The organism is Haloarcula regularis, from assembly GCF_029338315.1.
Taxonomy (GTDB): Archaea; Halobacteriota; Halobacteria; order Halobacteriales; family Haloarculaceae; genus Haloarcula; species Haloarcula regularis.
The window spans coordinates 1,523,491-1,540,098 of record NZ_CP119794.1 but is presented as its reverse complement, the minus strand read 5'-3'; the positions used below and the strand labels follow the sequence as shown (position 1 = coordinate 1,540,098).

21 protein-coding genes and 1 pseudogene are annotated in these 16,608 nt (G+C 57.3%); 17 read left to right on the top strand and 5 right to left on the bottom strand.

The features are described from left to right. Nucleotides 1–46: 46 nt before the first annotated feature. The 6 genes from P1N55_RS08370 to P1N55_RS08345 all read left to right on the top strand — a co-directional run bounded on the left by P1N55_RS08370 (nt 47) and on the right by P1N55_RS08345 (nt 3,311). Entirely contained in the window at nt 47–388 is a 342-nt protein-coding gene (locus tag P1N55_RS08370) for a hypothetical protein (RefSeq protein ID WP_276278456.1), read from the top strand. A gap of 32 nt (nt 389–420) precedes the next feature. Further along, nucleotides 421–678: a hypothetical protein gene (locus P1N55_RS08365; RefSeq protein ID WP_276278455.1), complete on the top strand. Its 258-nt coding sequence runs from the start codon at nt 421–423 to the stop codon at nt 676–678. Further along, on the top strand, nt 675–1,505 hold the full coding sequence (locus tag P1N55_RS08360) for a hypothetical protein (protein ID WP_276278454.1): 831 nt from the start codon (nt 675–677) through the stop codon (nt 1,503–1,505). The genes P1N55_RS08365 and P1N55_RS08360 overlap by 4 nt, the downstream gene beginning before the upstream one ends. Further along, the gene (locus P1N55_RS08355; protein ID WP_276278453.1) at nt 1,502–1,903 is read left to right on the top strand and encodes a hypothetical protein; all 402 of its coding nucleotides are present in this window, start codon (nt 1,502–1,504) and stop codon (nt 1,901–1,903) included. Before P1N55_RS08360 ends, P1N55_RS08355 begins: the two co-directional genes overlap by 4 nt. 72 nt (nt 1,904–1,975) lie before the next feature. Further along, nucleotides 1,976–2,758 (top strand): hypothetical protein, encoded by a 783-nt coding sequence (locus P1N55_RS08350; protein WP_276278452.1) that lies wholly within the window; start codon nt 1,976–1,978, stop codon nt 2,756–2,758. A gap of 199 nt (nt 2,759–2,957) precedes the next feature. Continuing rightward, nucleotides 2,958–3,311: a hypothetical protein gene (locus tag P1N55_RS08345; RefSeq protein ID WP_276278451.1), complete on the top strand. Its 354-nt coding sequence runs from the start codon at nt 2,958–2,960 to the stop codon at nt 3,309–3,311. Nucleotides 3,312–3,834: 523 nt separating this feature from the next. On the opposite strand, the gene P1N55_RS08340 is transcribed toward P1N55_RS08345, so the two are convergent. Further along, complete coding sequence (locus P1N55_RS08340) at nt 3,835–5,226, bottom strand: DNA methyltransferase (RefSeq protein ID WP_276278450.1); 1,392 nt, start codon at nt 5,224–5,226, stop codon at nt 3,835–3,837. 140 nt (nt 5,227–5,366) lie between these two features. On the opposite strand from P1N55_RS08340, the gene P1N55_RS08335 reads away from it, so the two are divergent. From P1N55_RS08335 to P1N55_RS08320, 4 genes are all read left to right on the top strand, one after another. Further along, nucleotides 5,367–5,702 (top strand): ArsR/SmtB family transcription factor, encoded by a 336-nt coding sequence (locus P1N55_RS08335; RefSeq protein ID WP_276278449.1) that lies wholly within the window; start codon nt 5,367–5,369, stop codon nt 5,700–5,702. Nucleotides 5,703–5,835: 133 nt separating this feature from the next. Next, nucleotides 5,836–6,618 carry a hypothetical protein gene (locus P1N55_RS08330; protein WP_276278448.1) on the top strand — a complete coding sequence of 261 codons (783 nt, stop codon included), beginning with the start codon at nt 5,836–5,838 and terminating at the stop codon, nt 6,616–6,618. 152 nt (nt 6,619–6,770) lie between these two features. Then, entirely contained in the window at nt 6,771–7,364 is a 594-nt protein-coding gene (locus P1N55_RS08325) for a site-specific integrase (protein WP_276278447.1), read from the top strand. Between the two features lie 38 nt (nt 7,365–7,402). Then, nucleotides 7,403–7,630 carry a hypothetical protein gene (locus tag P1N55_RS08320; protein ID WP_276278446.1) on the top strand — a complete coding sequence of 76 codons (228 nt, stop codon included), beginning with the start codon at nt 7,403–7,405 and terminating at the stop codon, nt 7,628–7,630. Nucleotides 7,631–7,649: 19 nt separating this feature from the next. On the opposite strand, the gene P1N55_RS08315 is transcribed toward P1N55_RS08320, so the two are convergent. Genes P1N55_RS08315 through P1N55_RS08305 form a run of 3 tightly spaced genes read right to left on the bottom strand, consistent with a single transcriptional unit; the run spans nt 7,650 to nt 8,852 of the window. Next, entirely contained in the window at nt 7,650–8,132 is a 483-nt protein-coding gene (locus tag P1N55_RS08315; protein ID WP_276278445.1) for a hypothetical protein, read from the bottom strand. Between the two features lie 39 nt (nt 8,133–8,171). Continuing rightward, complete coding sequence (locus P1N55_RS08310; protein ID WP_276278444.1) at nt 8,172–8,576, bottom strand: TraB/GumN family protein; 405 nt, start codon at nt 8,574–8,576, stop codon at nt 8,172–8,174. 3 nt (nt 8,577–8,579) lie between these two features. After that, complete coding sequence (locus P1N55_RS08305; protein ID WP_276278443.1) at nt 8,580–8,852, bottom strand: hypothetical protein; 273 nt, start codon at nt 8,850–8,852, stop codon at nt 8,580–8,582. A 195-nt stretch (nt 8,853–9,047) separates the two neighbouring features. Here P1N55_RS08305 and P1N55_RS08300 point away from each other — a divergent pair, with 195 nt between their 5' ends. The 4 genes from P1N55_RS08300 (at nt 9,048) to P1N55_RS08285 (ending at nt 12,703) form a co-directional block, all read left to right on the top strand. Then, nucleotides 9,048–9,230, top strand: a complete 183-nt coding sequence (locus P1N55_RS08300; RefSeq protein WP_276278442.1) for a hypothetical protein — start codon at nt 9,048–9,050, stop codon at nt 9,228–9,230. A 341-nt stretch (nt 9,231–9,571) separates the two neighbouring features. Then, nucleotides 9,572–10,432, top strand: coding sequence for a hypothetical protein (locus P1N55_RS08295; protein WP_276278441.1), 861 nt, complete (start codon nt 9,572–9,574; stop codon nt 10,430–10,432). Then, nucleotides 10,425–11,033, top strand: a complete 609-nt coding sequence (locus P1N55_RS08290; protein WP_276278440.1) for a gluconate 2-dehydrogenase subunit 3 family protein — start codon at nt 10,425–10,427, stop codon at nt 11,031–11,033. The genes P1N55_RS08295 and P1N55_RS08290 overlap by 8 nt, the downstream gene beginning before the upstream one ends. Continuing rightward, the gene (locus P1N55_RS08285) at nt 11,030–12,703 is read left to right on the top strand and encodes a GMC family oxidoreductase (RefSeq protein WP_276278439.1); all 1,674 of its coding nucleotides are present in this window, start codon (nt 11,030–11,032) and stop codon (nt 12,701–12,703) included. Before P1N55_RS08290 ends, P1N55_RS08285 begins: the two co-directional genes overlap by 4 nt. A gap of 68 nt (nt 12,704–12,771) precedes the next feature. Here the strand turns inward: P1N55_RS08285 and P1N55_RS08280 are convergent, their stop codons facing one another. Next, the gene (locus P1N55_RS08280; protein ID WP_276278438.1) at nt 12,772–13,125 is read right to left on the bottom strand and encodes a DUF5811 family protein; all 354 of its coding nucleotides are present in this window, start codon (nt 13,123–13,125) and stop codon (nt 12,772–12,774) included. Between the two features lie 230 nt (nt 13,126–13,355). On the opposite strand from P1N55_RS08280, the pseudogene pan2 reads away from it, so the two are divergent. The 3 genes and pseudogenes from pan2 (at nt 13,356) to P1N55_RS08265 (ending at nt 16,589) form a co-directional block, all read left to right on the top strand. Next, nucleotides 13,356–14,575: pseudogene (gene pan2, locus P1N55_RS08275) on the top strand (proteasome-activating nucleotidase Pan2). Between the two features lie 67 nt (nt 14,576–14,642). Beyond that, entirely contained in the window at nt 14,643–15,335 is a 693-nt protein-coding gene (gene fer / locus P1N55_RS08270; RefSeq protein WP_276278437.1) for a ferredoxin Fer, read from the top strand. Nucleotides 15,336–15,374: 39 nt separating this feature from the next. Continuing rightward, nucleotides 15,375–16,589, top strand: coding sequence for an outer membrane protein assembly factor BamB family protein (locus P1N55_RS08265; protein ID WP_276278436.1), 1,215 nt, complete (start codon nt 15,375–15,377; stop codon nt 16,587–16,589). The last annotated feature ends 19 nt before the right edge of the window (nt 16,590–16,608 follow it).

Sequence of the window (16,608 nt, the reverse complement as noted above, 5' to 3'; positions counted from 1 at the left end):
CAATAGCACAACATTTACAAGACAGTTTTAGTCTTTAGTGTAATATATGAAGACTAGTGTATTCCTTTCGTTTTTGGTTATATCTAGTTGTTTTCTTGGAGTGGGAACAGTAGCAGCACAAGAACAACCAGATGAAGACGAAACGACGGAAGAAGAGCAAGCGCAAGACAAAGCACAGGACGAAGAGAACAGTAGAGACACAGAACCAAATAAAATTCAGACTTTGAACAGAGACGTAGGAGAAATAAGAATTACAGAAGTTAGGTGGTACGATAACAGAGTAGAAATAGATGTAGAAAAGATAGGAACAGGAGAAGTTCGAATCTCCTACGTACCTAACCAACGGGCAGAAATCAAGAAACATTCCAGTGGGAAGGTACAGTTTTAAGAGAAAACGAAGGGACTCTAATAGCTCATGGAGTGGATCGAGTAGATGAAGTCACTATCTCGGCAGGTTTCCCTGTCACTCAAACCGTCATAGAGCGCCCCTCAGTCTTCGAGTTATGGGAAGAGATCACTTCTAAAGCAACTTCCGAATATATCCCACACGCAGCATTTGCGGGCGGTATTGGGGCAATTATCGGACTCTCCCTATACTTTAGAAGAATCAAGAAGAGAGCCAAAGGAGGATTTGAAGAAATGCTTACAGGTAAATATCATAAGAAACCAGAACAATGACAGAACAAAATACACAGCAAAAAAGAAGCGTAGGGCATAGAGTTTTAGATGGATTAGGACACGGATATACAACCTTACGTTCATATATTCCTATCTTGCTCGTAATAGTTGGATTAATTGCGACAGCTTACGCAGTTGTACGGTTCAACATAACACCTTCCGACGTTCCAATATGGGCGTACATTATGGTCTTGTCGTGTCTTCCCCTAATTCTCCTCGCTTACGTCTTAGCGCCTAAAATAAACGATCTCCTCGGGTTATGGAATCCGAAGCGAGGAATGATTATCGAGCTGAACGCAACCCAAGCCGACCGAGAAGGGAACGTAGAGGCACGAAAGTCTCCATTTCTCGCACATAGAGCGCACCCCGACCTGATCGAACAAGTAGAGTTCAACGGACTGAAGCGAACATTCAATGTCGCAGATATGAGGCTCTGGTTCGTTACCCACTTCGACCCCGAAGAAATGGAAGCGCAAGCCGCAGCAATTAGCGACGTTCCAGAAGAAGTTCTAATGGCTCACCAAATGGCGCTCGAAGAGCAGAGAGCGAGGAATAACGTACTCGTGAGGGGCGCTCGGGCAGTCGTAAGGCAAGCAGACAAGATCATAGACCAGACCGCCGAGCAACACCACTACAGCCTTGAACAGAAGGAGCAGGGAATGAAGCACTACGACCGTAAGAGCGCCGTTGAAGCCGTTAAAGAAGAGATCCCAGAGTTCGAGAAGGCAATGGAAGGAGACTTCGTTAAAGATGAATTCAAAGACAAACTAGAACAAGAAAGCAAAGAAGAACAAGAGAATACAAAACAGAATGGTGGTGAAGAATGAGTATAGACAGCGAAAAATGGAATGGAAAGGATCTGCGAGGAGCGATAGAGAACGGAAACCTCCAAGCACTCGTCCATGTCGGAATGATGGACCAAGACGACGCCGACTACATATCTGATTATCTCCAGAAATACCGTCCCAGAAAGGCTACAGATCCAGTTGACCCGAAGAAGACAAACAAATACAAGAAGCTCGTAGAGCGGGCGACAGGGCGGCAGATCTCGGAGATAATGAACAGGTCAGATATAGCCCAAGCCGCCTATATGTCGGGTATACAGTCCGACAGAGTGGAAGCTACGGGTTACACCAAGATGCTCGATCTATTCCGACCTGCTGCTAATCAGGGCATATTCAAAGGGGCAAAGGGTAGTGGGAAAGCACGAAAGGAGGAGACTTAGCCCTTCGAGCAGTTGATTTAGGCATAGTTGACTACGTAGTTACCAACATCAAGTTCGAGGGCATTGGAGAGTATGAAGAAACCCGAGAACAACAACTCTGGGCGTGGTTCGACAACCCAGAAGATCCCGACGTTACCCGTAATGCCCGAGGTTACGTTCACGGAGAAAATGTCTACGATACTTGAAGAAGCAAAGAAGCCCGGTGAGCGGCTAATTCTAATAGACGAGTTCTCCACAGTTGGAAACTACATCACGGGCGGAGGAAATGATAAGAACAAGGTCCTCGGCAAGGTCATAAACGCTCTAAGAAAGAACCCGAACGGATCAAATAGATTCGTAGTGGTCGGACACCAGCACGACAACGACATTCTCCCTATTGTAAAGCACAACTCCGACTTCTTAGTAGAAGCTACAGGAAAGGTTGAGACGGGCGACGTAGACCACGCCAGCATATACACCAGCGACGGCGAAGACTCGGCGTGGGACGACTACCAGAGCCGAAATGAAGCATTCCGAGTCCACGGGCTGAAAGATATTCCCGACGACTCCCCCTATTCCATTGATAGCAACCACTTCGCACACATAGAATTTGACTTAGATAACCCAGAGAAGCAGATACAGCGAGGTATGCTGATAGATGGATGGGAAGCCTTCCAAGAGGAAGAAGACGATCAGGGCGGCACACAGGACGACAGAGCGCCCTCACAGTGCCAAGCCGTCACCAAGAGCGGCGACCAGTGCGCTAAGGAAGCTCGCTACCCCACAGAAGAGCCTCGATACTGTGGCACTCACAGAACACAAGTTCCCGACGATATATCAAAAGCCCCTACTTCCGAAACCAAGGAATCTATCTAGAATCTGATAAGTGGCCTCGCACGGGCGCACGCTCGCCCGCATAGCCCGGTATACCACACACACACCTGCCCCGCCATAGACACTCATATGTATACACGTATTGATACAAATAGTGACCAAAAACTAGAACGAAACTAAACTAGAATACAAACAAACAAGGTAAGATTTAACAATAAGATACAATATAAACCTAAATGTTATGTCTGAATGGTATAGAACGCTGAAAGACAGCGGTTTTAATTATATTGCGACAGTAGAATCAGAAGAAAAGATATACAACTACCTTCTAGCAACAGAAATAGATCTATTTTACTTAGAAGATATATGGGTTTCAGTTCTGGAAGGCAAAGCAAAACTAATGTTCGAACATGACGCTGAAACGGTTCTAAACAGAGCTGAAAAAGTAGAGATTCACAAACCAGAATATATCGTTAACGAGGTGATCAAAAATGGAACCAATCTTAATTATTGCGTCTACAGCAGTAGCAACCTACTTCGGGACGAAATGGTATCTCACCCACGAGCAGAAGACCGACTACTGTTTCTCGTGTAGAACAGAAAGAGCAGGAGAGTGTTGTTCAGAATGCGGAGATGAGTTAGTATACTGTAGCACGCAACCAATTTCGGACGAGTACGAACCGATCTACGGAGGTGAGAGAGATGATTGAGCTGATGCCTACGCTGATCGTGAATATAACTCTCGGAGTAACTTTGGGTCTTGTACTTGCTCAACTGATCCTACTGTTCGAGATGTTAGTCTTCGCAACCCAAGTATAGAGTAAACGAATGGAGATCCAGTATATTTTCTATTGGGAACAGATGCAGAATGTTACTTATCTCGGAGTTCGTCTATCGTATAACTCCTAATGCGCTCTAAATCGTCAAAGGTAGTGTCTGGATCTTGTTTATAAACCCTATTGTCTTCGATGACGTATCCCTTCGATTCGAGCTTATGAAGACTCGTGCGAACCGTACTCTCAACGTTGCCAGTACTCCTCATCAAGTCTTTCACTGTCAACCCATCATCTGACTCGAAAATCATCTTCGCTACCTCATACTGAGACATAGACGTAGCTCTATTCTGGTTTTGTGAGGATCAGGACATTCTCCTCGATATCGTCGTAGTCAGCCGTTGTCGCTGCCATATTTCGCCACAGGTTCACTTCTGGCTCCTCGAAGCCAACTCGGTTCTGTGCTAACTCGCCCAGAATTTTAGCTGTCTCTACTTCAACCTGCCAGTAACTCCCGGAATCGCCTACAACATAAGCTGCCTTTCCACCGGGTGCAAGGAGATCATACACCTGCTCGAAGTGGTGTTGCATCCCGGCGAAGTACTCCTCAATAACTCTCGGATAGTACTTCCCAAAGCCGTGTGAGATATCTTCTTCCTCTATAATCCGCTCCATTTCAGCCACAATAGAGTCTACCCGGTCATTCTCCCTGATATTAACCTGCTCGCCTTCATCATCAGCAACATAGATGTTCTTCGTGTGCGAGCGAATGTTGGCCTTCTTGATTTTCTGTAGGTCTTTATTGTCGTCTGCGGCGTTCAGCCAAATCAGTTCGAGGCGCTGATTTCGAGTATAGTCATGTTCAGCCGGATAAGGAGGCGACGTAATGAGATAATCAACCTCTCCTTCGTGCTTGTCGGAGTTGAGCAATTCAGACTCTTCCCGTAGAGTATCAGCTAACTTGCGAGCATCAGCACGGAGGATCTCAGCCTCACCGGGATCAACCTCACCTGCTGCCATCGCCTGCTGGACACTCTCTAAATCGTCCTCTATCTCTTGCAGCTTGTTCTTCAGAATAGTGAATACGTCCTTGTCTCCCTCTTGCTTCCTATCTCGGGTAGCCTCTGGGCCAAACCTAACGTTGCCTACATCCTCAGGGAGAATCGCAATCATTGCTAGGCGGAACAAATCAGTCACGTCATTGTCAGGCATCTCCTCGACGTGGTACTTCAGCACCTCCATCTTCTTCAGCGGCTTCTCGGAGAGCCAACCCTTGGGAGTCTTCTTGGGTTCGGTGAAGTCGTACTGAGATAGATCTACTTCATCTCCATCCGAGCTGCCGAAGGAATCCAGAGTCGTGTTGCCCTGAGAACTAATCTGTTTGAATATCGGTTGAAGCGTAGACAGTAGCTCGGAACGACGGGAGCGGAATTCATCTAAATCCACATCCCAGTTTGTTTTACACCGAGCAGAGAGAACTGATGCAGGGGACGTGTCCGTTCCTATACTGTCAATCCCGAGCTTCTTAGCTGCTAAGGTAGTCGTTCCAGTTCCATTGAATGGATCTATGAGAAGGTCATCCTGCTCAATATCGAATTCATCCACGAGACTGGTGATTACTCTGTCCGAGTAGGCGTACACGAACCTATACCAGTCGTGTATATCAACGTCGTCCAGTCGCCCGATATTACTCTGGTGTTTCAAGTTATCTGCGTCTGCGTTTTGCGGGGTATTCATATTTGTGTTCCTCTCTGGAGGTACGCTGTCCTCTCATCCAAGTTGGGACTAGATATCTTTATAGTTTTTCGATGGTCGTCTAGAAAGGTGTTCGATATGGACCAAGCAGTTATTCAAGAGACAATCATCTGATCGACCCGATGATCGACAGCACCGACCTCACTGAACAAGAAAAATTACTCAAGAATCTCGCAGACGAGAAACGACTACGTATACTCACACACGTCGTTGATGGACCAGTCGCAGCACCAGAGCTAGCCGAGAAAGACGAATTCGAAATAGATAGTGAATCAATCCTCTACCACCTCAACAGACTCGAAAACACTGGAATCATCGAATCATCCACAGTACAAGGGCCATACAAACGACCGAGGAAAGAATTCAGGCTCTCTGGTAACGGTCGCCGTCTTATGCTCGAAGTAGTCGAAAACGAATACCACTTCGAATTCCGAGAGCCACCCGTCGCACCAGAATAATTCCTTCTCTACCTCATCAACCTTCTCAGCTGACGGAATAAATCGAATAACTATAAAGATACCAAACGGATGACTTTCTAGTTATGTCAAATCGAGGATAGGTTATTGTATCGAAGTGTCATCGGTTCGCTCGATGGCAGGTAAATACCAGCGAATCATCGAACACGTGTTCGAACAGAAAGTAGAACAACTGGGTCAAACCGTCGAAGACCCACTTGAAGAAGACGTTCCATTCCACCGGGACGATATCGGAGACGCCATGGACGAGCTGGACATTGAAGTAGGGAACGTCCCAGACATTCCATACGCCTACCGAAGCCGCCGTCCACTCCCTGATTCAATCGCACAGCACGGGTATAGTGCGATCATCATCGACGACAACCGCCCCGGTGAAGACCCAACATATCTCTTCACCAAACGCAACCAGCTGATCCCCGTCCCCGACACTGTAGACGAAACCCACACCACCAGCGTCGATGCACTCCCTGAAGCCGTCCGTGACTACATCGGAGAAGATGAACAAGGCGTACTCACACAAGTACGATACGCAGAGATACTGGACGACTTCACTGGACTCGACACCTACCACCTCACCAGTCACCTGCGGTTCCGAGTCCAAGGGAGAGAGGCCGAGCTGGACGACCTCTACATCGGAGAGGACGATAATGGGTCACATCATGTCCTTGCAGTTGAAGCGAAGGGGAAAGGTGAAACCCTCAATCGAAATCAGCTAATCCGTAACACCCGAGGAATAGAACACAAGAGTCAGTACCCCAACTCAGTCAGGACACTGGCTGTGAAACTGGACGATGAAGGCGATATCTACCTATTTGAATTCGAGGTATTTGAGGACGCAGATGGAGACGACCGAGTAGAAACAGAACGGGTGTGGAAGTACACCTTCGAGTCGGAGTAGCTGAACAACAACTCTTCTGACGTTACTCTGTACTATTGGAGTAAACGGGTTGTAGTACAACTCGTGTAGATATTCCTGATGAAGCCCAATATAGAACGAAAATAGAGAAACATACAAAGATTTTTAAACGGAAAGAACATAAGTAACCGTGTATGGTTAGAATAGATGATTCAGAACATGAGGTCAAAGTATGGTTAGATTATCCTGATGAAGTAGAACAGGTAGAAGAAAAAGCAAGGAGTAGAGATTGGGAACAAGAAATTTTAGTTCAATTATGCGCCCGTGTTGGTTGCCGAGTTTCTGGAGCGTTGACCGCTAAACCTGAAAATCTCCGTTGGAATAGCGATGGAGAATATTGGGAAATGGAGCTGAAGGGCAAGAACACGAAAGGTGGAGTAAAGACTGTCAGAGATGCTTACGTCCCGAAAGAAGTCAAGAATAATCTTGACCGATACCAGTCTGAGAGAGAAATTGATGATTCTGAGCCGTATGTGTCTAAGAGTGTAGACACTGCTCGACGTTGGATTCGTGAGATTACTAACGAATTAGCTCAAGAGACTGGAAATGAGCGGTGGCAACACGTCTCCAGCCACGATCTCCGCCGAAGTTGGGCTAATCATCATCTGGTCGAAGAATCCGTGAATGTGAGAGTTATGATGGAGATTGGCGGTTGGAGTAGTTACCAAGCCATAGAACCCTACCTCGGAAAGCCGACCCCGAGCAAAATTGGGAGCGAAATGAAGTAGCCGACAACACTTTAGGAACTTTTTATAAATGTATATGTATGGGAAGCAAGAAAGAAACAGTAATAGTTGAACTCGATGAAGAGAAACTAGAACAAGTTAAAGACGTGATCCGAGAAGCTGATCGAGATAATATCCCACTGAACTTGACATACATATCCAAAAAGTGTGATCTGGACGCTCGAAGTATCACATACGCCGTCGCCATCCTATTCTACAGGGGCGAGATCTACACTCCAAATCGGAACAAGATCGAGCTTACACCCTGAGCCTTCTTTCTTGCGACCCCTATTCTAACCATTCCGCTACTTCCTCAACAACATTAGAAAGGCTATCAGCACCGCCAGAATAGCCTTCTAATGCTTCTTCGTTGTGTTGCTCAAGTACGTAGACAAACTCCGTAGAGGCGTACTTTCCTTGCCTAATCTGGACTTCTGAACGCTCGCCAGAGAATCGGCTAAAGAAATAGGGCGGGTCGATGTAGATCTTCTTCAGATTGAGGCTGAACAGGTCGGCTACATAGTCCGTAGAAGTAGAGCCAGAATCAGCCACGAAACGAGCATTTAGAAGCGTGGTTTTCTGCCACAACTGGTAATTGTCGTAATGGAATGTATGCTGTTCTTCCCCGTTCTCGATTAAACGAATCCGCCCGAAATCCGACTTAGAAAACCACTCAGAGTCAATCTCCCAGAACTCCTCTGGTTGGTCTATACTCGGTAGCGATACAAACGGAAGCGCACCCACGGACTTAACGAATGTTCTTCGTTCCATGTCTAATTAATTTGTATTCTAGTTCTATTTATATTCCTGTTAAACTTTGGCCGTGGAACCGTTATTGTTGTCTCTGTTTTCGTTGCTAGAAGTTTCCACAGGCTTTGTAATAGAATCATAAACATCGTACATCTCTAAGAGGACCTGAAGACTCTGGCGAGCATTCAATACCAGCATACGCTCTTCCCGGTCGTCGGGGCGATTAGAAGAAATCTTAGAATAGAGTCGGTCTAAGTCGTCGTCTACCGTGTTCAACTGGTCGAGGGTCGGATCTTCAGGCAAGAGGTAAACGCTCCAGTCTCCCTTGCGATTCAGACGCTTAATCCAGTTATTAGTCTCCTCCACCAATTGCTCTTGTTTCATCTTCGTAACCTGAATAGGGAGAGTTTCAGGATCTTCCTCTTCATCGTCTTCCTCCGTGTCGGAGCTGAAGAACCCGAACATCAGTCATCCCAAGAACTGGCTAAACATATCCTCACGCTCGATCTCCTGATACTCGCCCACGAGAGCCCGAGTCATAACCTCAGAGAACTCCGCCGAACACATCTCAATAATCTCCCGAAGCCCCGTCTCCTCACTCGACGCCTCTATAGCAAGGTCATAGGCTTCAATACGGAAACGATCATTCCCCTGCGTCTTATCCTCAAGCCGTTCCAATTGATCTTGGAGTTCCTCTACTTGCTCTTCTAAGCTACTGTCGTCCGTGGTGGAATCGGACATTATGAAGGTCGCCTCACCTTCTCATACGGATCGGCTAGGGAAATAAGTTACGTAGAATCTAAGTAAGACACGGACCCGTTCTGGGGCAAGTGACGGGCGCCGGCCACACCAGATTCGTGCCGGAGGTGGGACTCATCTCCATCCCGCGGGCGAGTAATAATATTTAATTAGCGGGCGTGTCTACCCGCAGACACGATGCTCGGTCTCTCGACACCTGACCTCGTCCTCCTCAGTATCGCGCTGTCGATGCTGGTGGCAGCCGTCGGGGGTCTGACCTCCTCGCTGAGTCTCTGGACCGCACTCGGTGCGGGCAGTCTGCCCGCCGGCGGCTCCATCGGCTACGCGCTGTTCTGTGACCCGCCCGACGACACGGCGTGACGCCGGCACTGGTTGCCGGTAGTCGGTCCCTACTCCCGCCCTGAAACGTCGAATCTGCGTGTTTTGCTGGCTGAGCACGCTCCCCCGCGCCAGGGCCGTCTCCCACCGTGACGACCGACCGGATTCGAGGCGGCGACGCCAGCAACCGACTCAGCGAACCCGAACGAGGCGGAGACTGGAACTGTGGCGTTCGTACGGTTTCTTCGGACGACTTTCCGGTTCTGCACCCTCGCTCGACCGTGCCCGCGGCACTTCAGGGACTCTGTTACTATGCCAGTCTGGTCGTTCTGTCCACGTATATGTGGGAGAAACTACAGCGGTCTTCGGTCGCCACACCGGTGGTGCCCGAACACGTCGCCCTCGCGTCGGGGGCCGGCTTCCTGCTCGTGGCGGTGGCCACGTCGGCCAGGATTCCGGTCGCCGTCGTCGGTGGCCTCCTGGTCGCTGCGGCGCTGTTCGTCGGTCCGTCGGCCGCGCTCGGTGGGACCAGTGGTCTCGTGATACACGACCTGTTCCGCGGTGCCGTCGGCGTTGGGACGCTCACCCTCGCCGTCTGGCTCTGTGTCTTCGTCGGGCTACTCGCGTGGTTCTCGCCCGCCCTCGCCGGCGGCCGTGCCCGTCTCTCGGTCCGGTCGCCCCCGCGCGCGCTCCGGTCCTACGTCGTGGGCACCGTCGTCGCCGGGCTGTACGCCACGGCGGCCTCGGCGTGGGTGGCGACGGTGGCCGGCCACGAACGGTTCTACACGGCCGCAGCCGACCTGCTCCCCGGCGTCCTCGTCGCCGGCCTCGTCGGCGTCGCCGCCATCGTCACCGCGCGACGTCTCGGCCGTGCTGTCTCGGTCCCGCGAGCGACCGTGGGGACCCGACCCGGCCGGCTGACGACCCTCGCCCTGTTCGTCGTCGGGGCCGCGTGGCTCGTCGGGGCCATCGGCACCGACCTGCTCGCGCACGACCTGGGCCTGTTCCCGACCGACATCCAGCTTGCCTACTACGTCGCCGGCCTGCTGGGAACCGGGTCGCTCGTGGCGACCGTGGGCAGTGCGGTGTTACTGTCCGTTTACCGCTACGGCGAACTCGCGGTGGTGCTGTCGGCGCCGCTGGCCGGCGTCCTCTCGTGGGTCCTGGTCAGTCTCGGTCGGACACGGGTCCAGTCGCCGACGCCGGACATCGATTTCGTCAACGGGGGGACCGATAATGACTGACAGCAAGTCGACCCTGACGGACACGCGCGACGACCTGCCGTCGCTCTCGCGGCGCCAGCTGCTCGCCGCGCTCGGCGGTGCGGCCGTCGCCGCCGGTGGCTACGGGTACGGCGTCGGAGGCGGTGCGGGCCTGACTCCCGGCGGCGGTGGCGACGCGAGTGACGCGCCCGCCTCGGACGCCCACATCGAGACACTGACGGCCCTGGCCGAGGCCATCTACCCGCCCTCGATGCCCGTCGACGAGTCGTGGATCGAGAACCGTGTCTTCGGCCGCGTCGAGCCCCAGGAGGGCCACTTCGACCAGCTGGTCGCGGCCGTCGAGGCCGTCGACGAACACGCGCGGGCCCGGTTCGGCGGGCCGGTGACCGCCCTCTCGCCCGGGCACCGCCGCGGCGTCCTGCACTCGATGGGCGCCACCGAGGTACACCCGACGGCGGACGGCACGACCGCCGAGCGGGTCCGCTTTTACCTCCTGGGCGACCTGCTCTACGTCATGCTGACCGCGCCCGAGAGCAGCGACCTGACGGGCATCGCCAACCCGCCGGGGTACCCCGGCGGCACGGACGTCTACAAGCGCGGGCCGGGAGGTGACGGCCAGTGAGCGACGGCAAAGACCGGTCACCGTCGCCGGCCGACGTCTGTATCGTCGGCGCGGGGCCGGCGGGCGCTATCATGGCCTACTCGCTGGCGCGCCGGGGTCACGACGTCGTCGTCCTCGACGCCGGGGAGCGCTACACCCAGCAGGACCACCACCGCCGCATGGAGATGTGGTTGCGCCCCGACTTCGAGCGCGAGGCCTTCTGGGTCGACGAGGCCCGGGACCGCTACTCCTCGACCGGCGACATCTTCGCGCGCCTGAACAAGGTCCGTGTCAAGGCCGTTGGCGGCACGTCGCTGCACTGGGACGGGAACACGCCGCGGCTCCACGAGAAGGACTTCGAGATGGAGTCCCGGTACGGCCTGGCGACGGACTGGCCCATCTCCTATGCCGACCTGAGCCCCTACTACGACCTCGCCGAGCGCGAGATGGGCGTTTCGGGTATCGACGACAACCCCCACGGGCCGCCGCGGGACTCGCCGTATCCCCTCGAGGGGTTCGCGCCGAGCTACTCCGACGAGCTGTTCAGGGAGGCCTGCGACGAGCTGGGCATCTCGATGGCCACCCAGCCCAAGGCCATCAACTCGGAGGCCTACGACGGCCGTTCGGGCTGTATCGGCTACGGCGTCTGTAACGCCTGCCCGTCCGGCGCGAAGTACAGCGCCGAGGTCCACGCCCGCAAGGCCGAGGCCGAGGGCGCCCGAATCGTCGACCAGGTGCAGGTGCTCGCTATCGAACACGACGACGACGGCGACTCGGTCGAGTCCGTCGTCTACGTCACCCCCGAGGGCACCGAGTACCGCCAGGAGGCCGACCACTTCGTCGTCGCCGCGGGCGGCATCGAGACGCCGCGCCTCCTCCTGCTCTCGGACTCGGACCAGTACCCTAACGGCCTCGCCAACTCCAGTGGCGCCGTCGGCCGGTACCTCATGGACCATCCGAGCGTCGAGACGCGGGCGGTGCTGGACGACCCCACGTGGCAGAACAACATCGGCTGGGTCTCCAGTCGGAGCGACGAGTTCTACGACCACGAGGACCCGGTCCCCGGGAGCTTCCACCTCACGTTCGGCAACAACGCGGCGTCGAACTCGGGCGGCGCACAGACCCGGGACCCGGCGATGTCCCAGCTCCTCGGTGCGGTTGGCTCCGTCGAGGACATGGCCGGCCTGGCCACGGACCCGTTCAGTCAGACCCAGCTGGGCGAGGACCTCGAGCTCCCGACGACGGACGGGCCGCCCTATCCCGTCTCCATCCGAGGCGCGGGCGAGATGCTTCCCCGGGCCGAGAACCGGGTGACGCTTGACCGCTCGACGACCGACACGTACGACCGGCCGGTCCCCTCCATCGAACTCTCCGACAGCGACCACGAGCGCGAGACCATGGCGTACTGTCTCGAGGTGCAGGCCGACATCATGGACGCCCTCGGCGCGGAGATCACGGGCACGCTGACACTCGAGGACCGCGAGATGAGCTCACACCACATGGGGACCACCCGGATGGGCACCGACCCCCAGGAGAGCGTCGTCGACGAGTATTGCCGGACCCACGACCTGGGGAACCTCTGGATCGCCTCCTCGAGCGTGTTCCCGACCGGCGGTGCCAACAACCCGACGCTGACCATCGCCGCCCTGGCGCTGCGGACCGCCGACGTCATCGACGAAGAGCTGCGCTAATTCGGTGCGAAAGACCGCTCGAGACGTGCCGGCGGCGGCCGGACAGAACGAGTGCGTTCGGTGGCGACTTACTGTGCGGTCGGGGCGGTGTCCTCGCCCAGCACCTGCTTGACCTGCAGGGCGGCCGAGGCGGCGATACCCTGGGCGAGCTCGTCGCGTTCGTCCGACGTGATGCTCGAACTCTCGGCGTCCTCCGGTCGGTAGTCCGCGCTGACGACGGAGCCGACGGGCGGCTGGACCGCGATGGTCGCCCGCGGGCCCGTCTCGCTGTTGTGGATCTCAGAGCCCACTACGAACTCGCTGGGGAGCAACTCGCGGGTCCGGGCCGCGACGCTCGCCAGGTCCTTCCGGAGCTGGTCGCGTTGCTCGGCGGTGAGCGTCACTTCCTCCGTCTCTCCACCGAACGGCGAGTTTCCATACATGGACGTTCTCCCATACTTAGGGGGTGGGGTACTAAAACCCGGTGGCTTTACAGCGGCGCCGAGACGCCCTGCTTCGCCGGCACGCGACGGTCGACGCGACGAGGGATCACGGACTCCTGTGACTGGTCCGACCCGGCATGTCGTCGCGCGAAAAACCTTCGGCCTCCTGTGAAACACTCCCACGACCCAAAGGAACTTTGTCCCCCAGCCCTCTACTTACGGCCACCCAAATGTCGCGTAGTCCCTCGCTTCCGGAGCGACCACGGTTGGAGCTCGACCCCGACATGACGCCCGACGAGCGTCTGGAGGCCCTCCGGCAGCACTTCGCAGAGATTGTCCGCGTGAACGAACAGCTCACAGAACAGCTCGACTCCGCCCGGAGCCGGCAGGAGGACCTCACCGGCCGGGTCGAGAAGCTCGAACGGGAAACGAGACGCTGAAGACGTCGTCGCTGTACGTCGCGACGGCCGAAGAACTGACCGACGACGGCGTCATCGTCAAGCAACACGGCAACAACCAGGAGGTCCTGACGGAGGTCTCGCCCTCGGTCCGGGACGATCTTGAGGCCGGCGACCGGGTCGCCATCAACGACTCCTTTTCCATCAAGACCATCCTCGACCCGGAAACCGACTCGCGGGCTCAGGCCATGCAGATCTCCCAGTCGCCCGACGTCACCTACGACGACATCGGGGGTCTCGAGGACCAGATCCGCGAGGTCCGCGAGGCCGTCGAGGCGCCGCTGGTCGACGCGGCGCAGTTCGAGACGGTCGGCATCGAACCACCGAGCGGCGTCCTCCTCCACGGGCCGCCCGGCACGGGCAAGACGATGCTCGCGAGGGCCGTCGCCAACGAGACGGACGCGACGTTCATCAAGATGGCCGGCTCGGAACTCGTCCGGAAGTTCATCGGCGAGGGCGCACGCCTGGTGCGTGACCTCTTCGAACTCGCCGGCGAGCGCGAACCGGCCATCATCTTCATCGACGAGATCGACGCCATCGCCTCGAAGCGCACCGAGTCCAAGACCTCCGGCGACGCCGAGGTCCAGCGGACGATGATGCAGCTGCTCTCGGAGATGGACGGCTTCGACGACCGCGGCGAGGTCCGCATCATCGCGGCCACCAACCGCTTCGACATGCTCGACCGCGCCATCCTGCGCCCGGGCCGGTTCGACCGCCTCATCGAGGTGCCCGAACCCGACGCCGAGGGTCGCGAGCGCATCCTCGAGATTCACACCGAGGAGATGAGCCTCGCGGACGCGGTCGACTTCGCGGCGCTCGCCGACGAGACCGCGGGGCTCTCCGGGGCCGAACTCGCCTCGCTCGCGACAGAGGCCGGGATGTTCGCCATCCGCGACGACCGGACGACCGTCGAGTACGACGACTTCCGGGACGCCCTCGCGAAGATCCGCGAGGAGGAAGACGAGAACACCGGCCCCATCGCCTTCGTCTGACGGCGACCCGGGGACGGCAAACCAGTGTGGGAACACAAATTTATACGCCACCTCGCTAGTGGCAGGCGTGGAATCACCGTTCGAGATTCTCGGCGTCGACCCGGACGCCGACGACGCCACCATCGTCGACGCCTACCGCGACCGGGTCAAGGAGGTCCACCCGGACCAGGGCGGGTCGGCCCGCGAGTTTCGGATGGTACAGACCGCCTACGAGCGCATCCAGGCGGGCTATCGACCCGGCGACCCGGTCCCCGACCCCGACCCGGCGGCCCCGGCGGACCCGGCCGGCGCGGACGAGGAACCCGACACCGAACCCGCGGAGCCGCCCGACCCCGAGGGGCTCCGGGTGGAGTATCTGGACTACGAGGCCGTCGTCGACCGGGGCTGGTCGCTCGAGGACCCCGACCTCTTCGAGCGGGCGGCCGACGCCGACCTGGGGGCGGCCGCGTACGGCGAGTTCCGGGCCAGCGAGGACCAGACGCTGCTCGAGGCCGCCGAGGAGAGCGGCCTGCACTGGCCCTTCGCCTGTCGCGGCGGCGCCTGCACGAACTGCGCGGTGGCCGTCGTCGACGGCGAGATGCCGTCGCCGGCCAGCCACGTCCTCCCGCCGGACCTCTTCGAGCGGGGCATCCGCCTCTCGTGTATCAGCGCGCCGGTCTCCGACGACATGAAGATCGTGTTCAACATGAAACACCTGCCGGAGGTCGCGGAGTTGCTGTTGCCCGCCAGCCGGTTCGAGCAGGCCCGCTCTCCGGAGTGACGCCGCGCGTTTAAGCCGCCCCACCCGGTAGCGCCTGCCATGACAGAGGCGGGACAGACGAGACGGGCCTTCCTCGCGGCCGCCGGTACCGCCGTCGTCGGGTCGCTCGCGGGTTGTCAGTCGGGATTCGACCCGCTGGCCTCGACGGCGCTCGACGAACACGCGGCCACGCAGTTCCGCCAGGGGCCGCTGAACCAGGGGTATCAGGACCGCTCGATACCCGCGGCCGTGACGGAGGCGTGGTCGGTGCCGACGAACCGTGGTGACCACACCGCCGCGAAGGGGAGTCCCGCACCGACGCCGGACGGCGACGTCGTGCTCGCCGACGACACCGGACGCATCCGCCGGCTCTCGCCCGGCGGCGAAGTGCTGTGGGCCGCGACCATCACGCAGGCGACCCGCGGGAGCCACGGCACTCCGGTCGTCGCCAACGACACCGCCTACGTCGGCACCTACGACGGGGCGCTGTCGGCCATCGACCTCGCGTCCGGCCGCCGCCAGTGGCGCACCGAGCTGGGCGACGCCATCGGAGCGAGTCCCACCTACTACAACGGCACGTTGTACACGGCCGTCGAGCACGCCGCGCCAAGCGGGAGCGTCGCGGCCGTCGACGCCGCCACCGGCGACGTCCAGTGGCGCGACACCTGGCCGACGAACCACCCCCACTCGACGGTGGCGCTGGACGTTGAGGGCGGCCGCCTTCTCTTTGGCTCGAACGACGGGCACGTCTACGCCTGGTCGTTCCCCGACCTGGAACGTGAGTGGTCCTACGACACCGGCGGCGACGTGAAGGCGCCTATCGCCATCGCCGACGGCGTCGCCGTCGTCCCCTCGTGGGCCGCGACGGTGACAGCGCTGGACGTCGCGGACGGCTCGGTCCGCTGGACCTTCGAGACCGGCCAGGACAACATGTGCGCGCCGGCCGTCCACGACGGCACCGTCTACGTCGGCAGCCACGACGACAACGTCTACGCCATCGACCTGGAAAGCGGCGAGGAGCAGTGGCGCTTCGAGACCGGCGGGTGGCTCATCGGCAGCGTCGTCGCCACGCCCGACCACGTGCTGATCGGCTCGTACGACACCCACCTCTACGCGCTGGCCCGCGCCGACGGCAGCGAGACGTGGCGCTTCGAGGGACGGGGCCACGCGACCAGCGCGCCGCTGGTCACCGAGGACGCGATCTATTACGCCGAACGGGCCGTCGACGGCGAGGCGAGTCGGCCCGGGATGTGCTACAAGTTGATCTCCGAGTAGTTCTGGTGCTCTCTCCGAG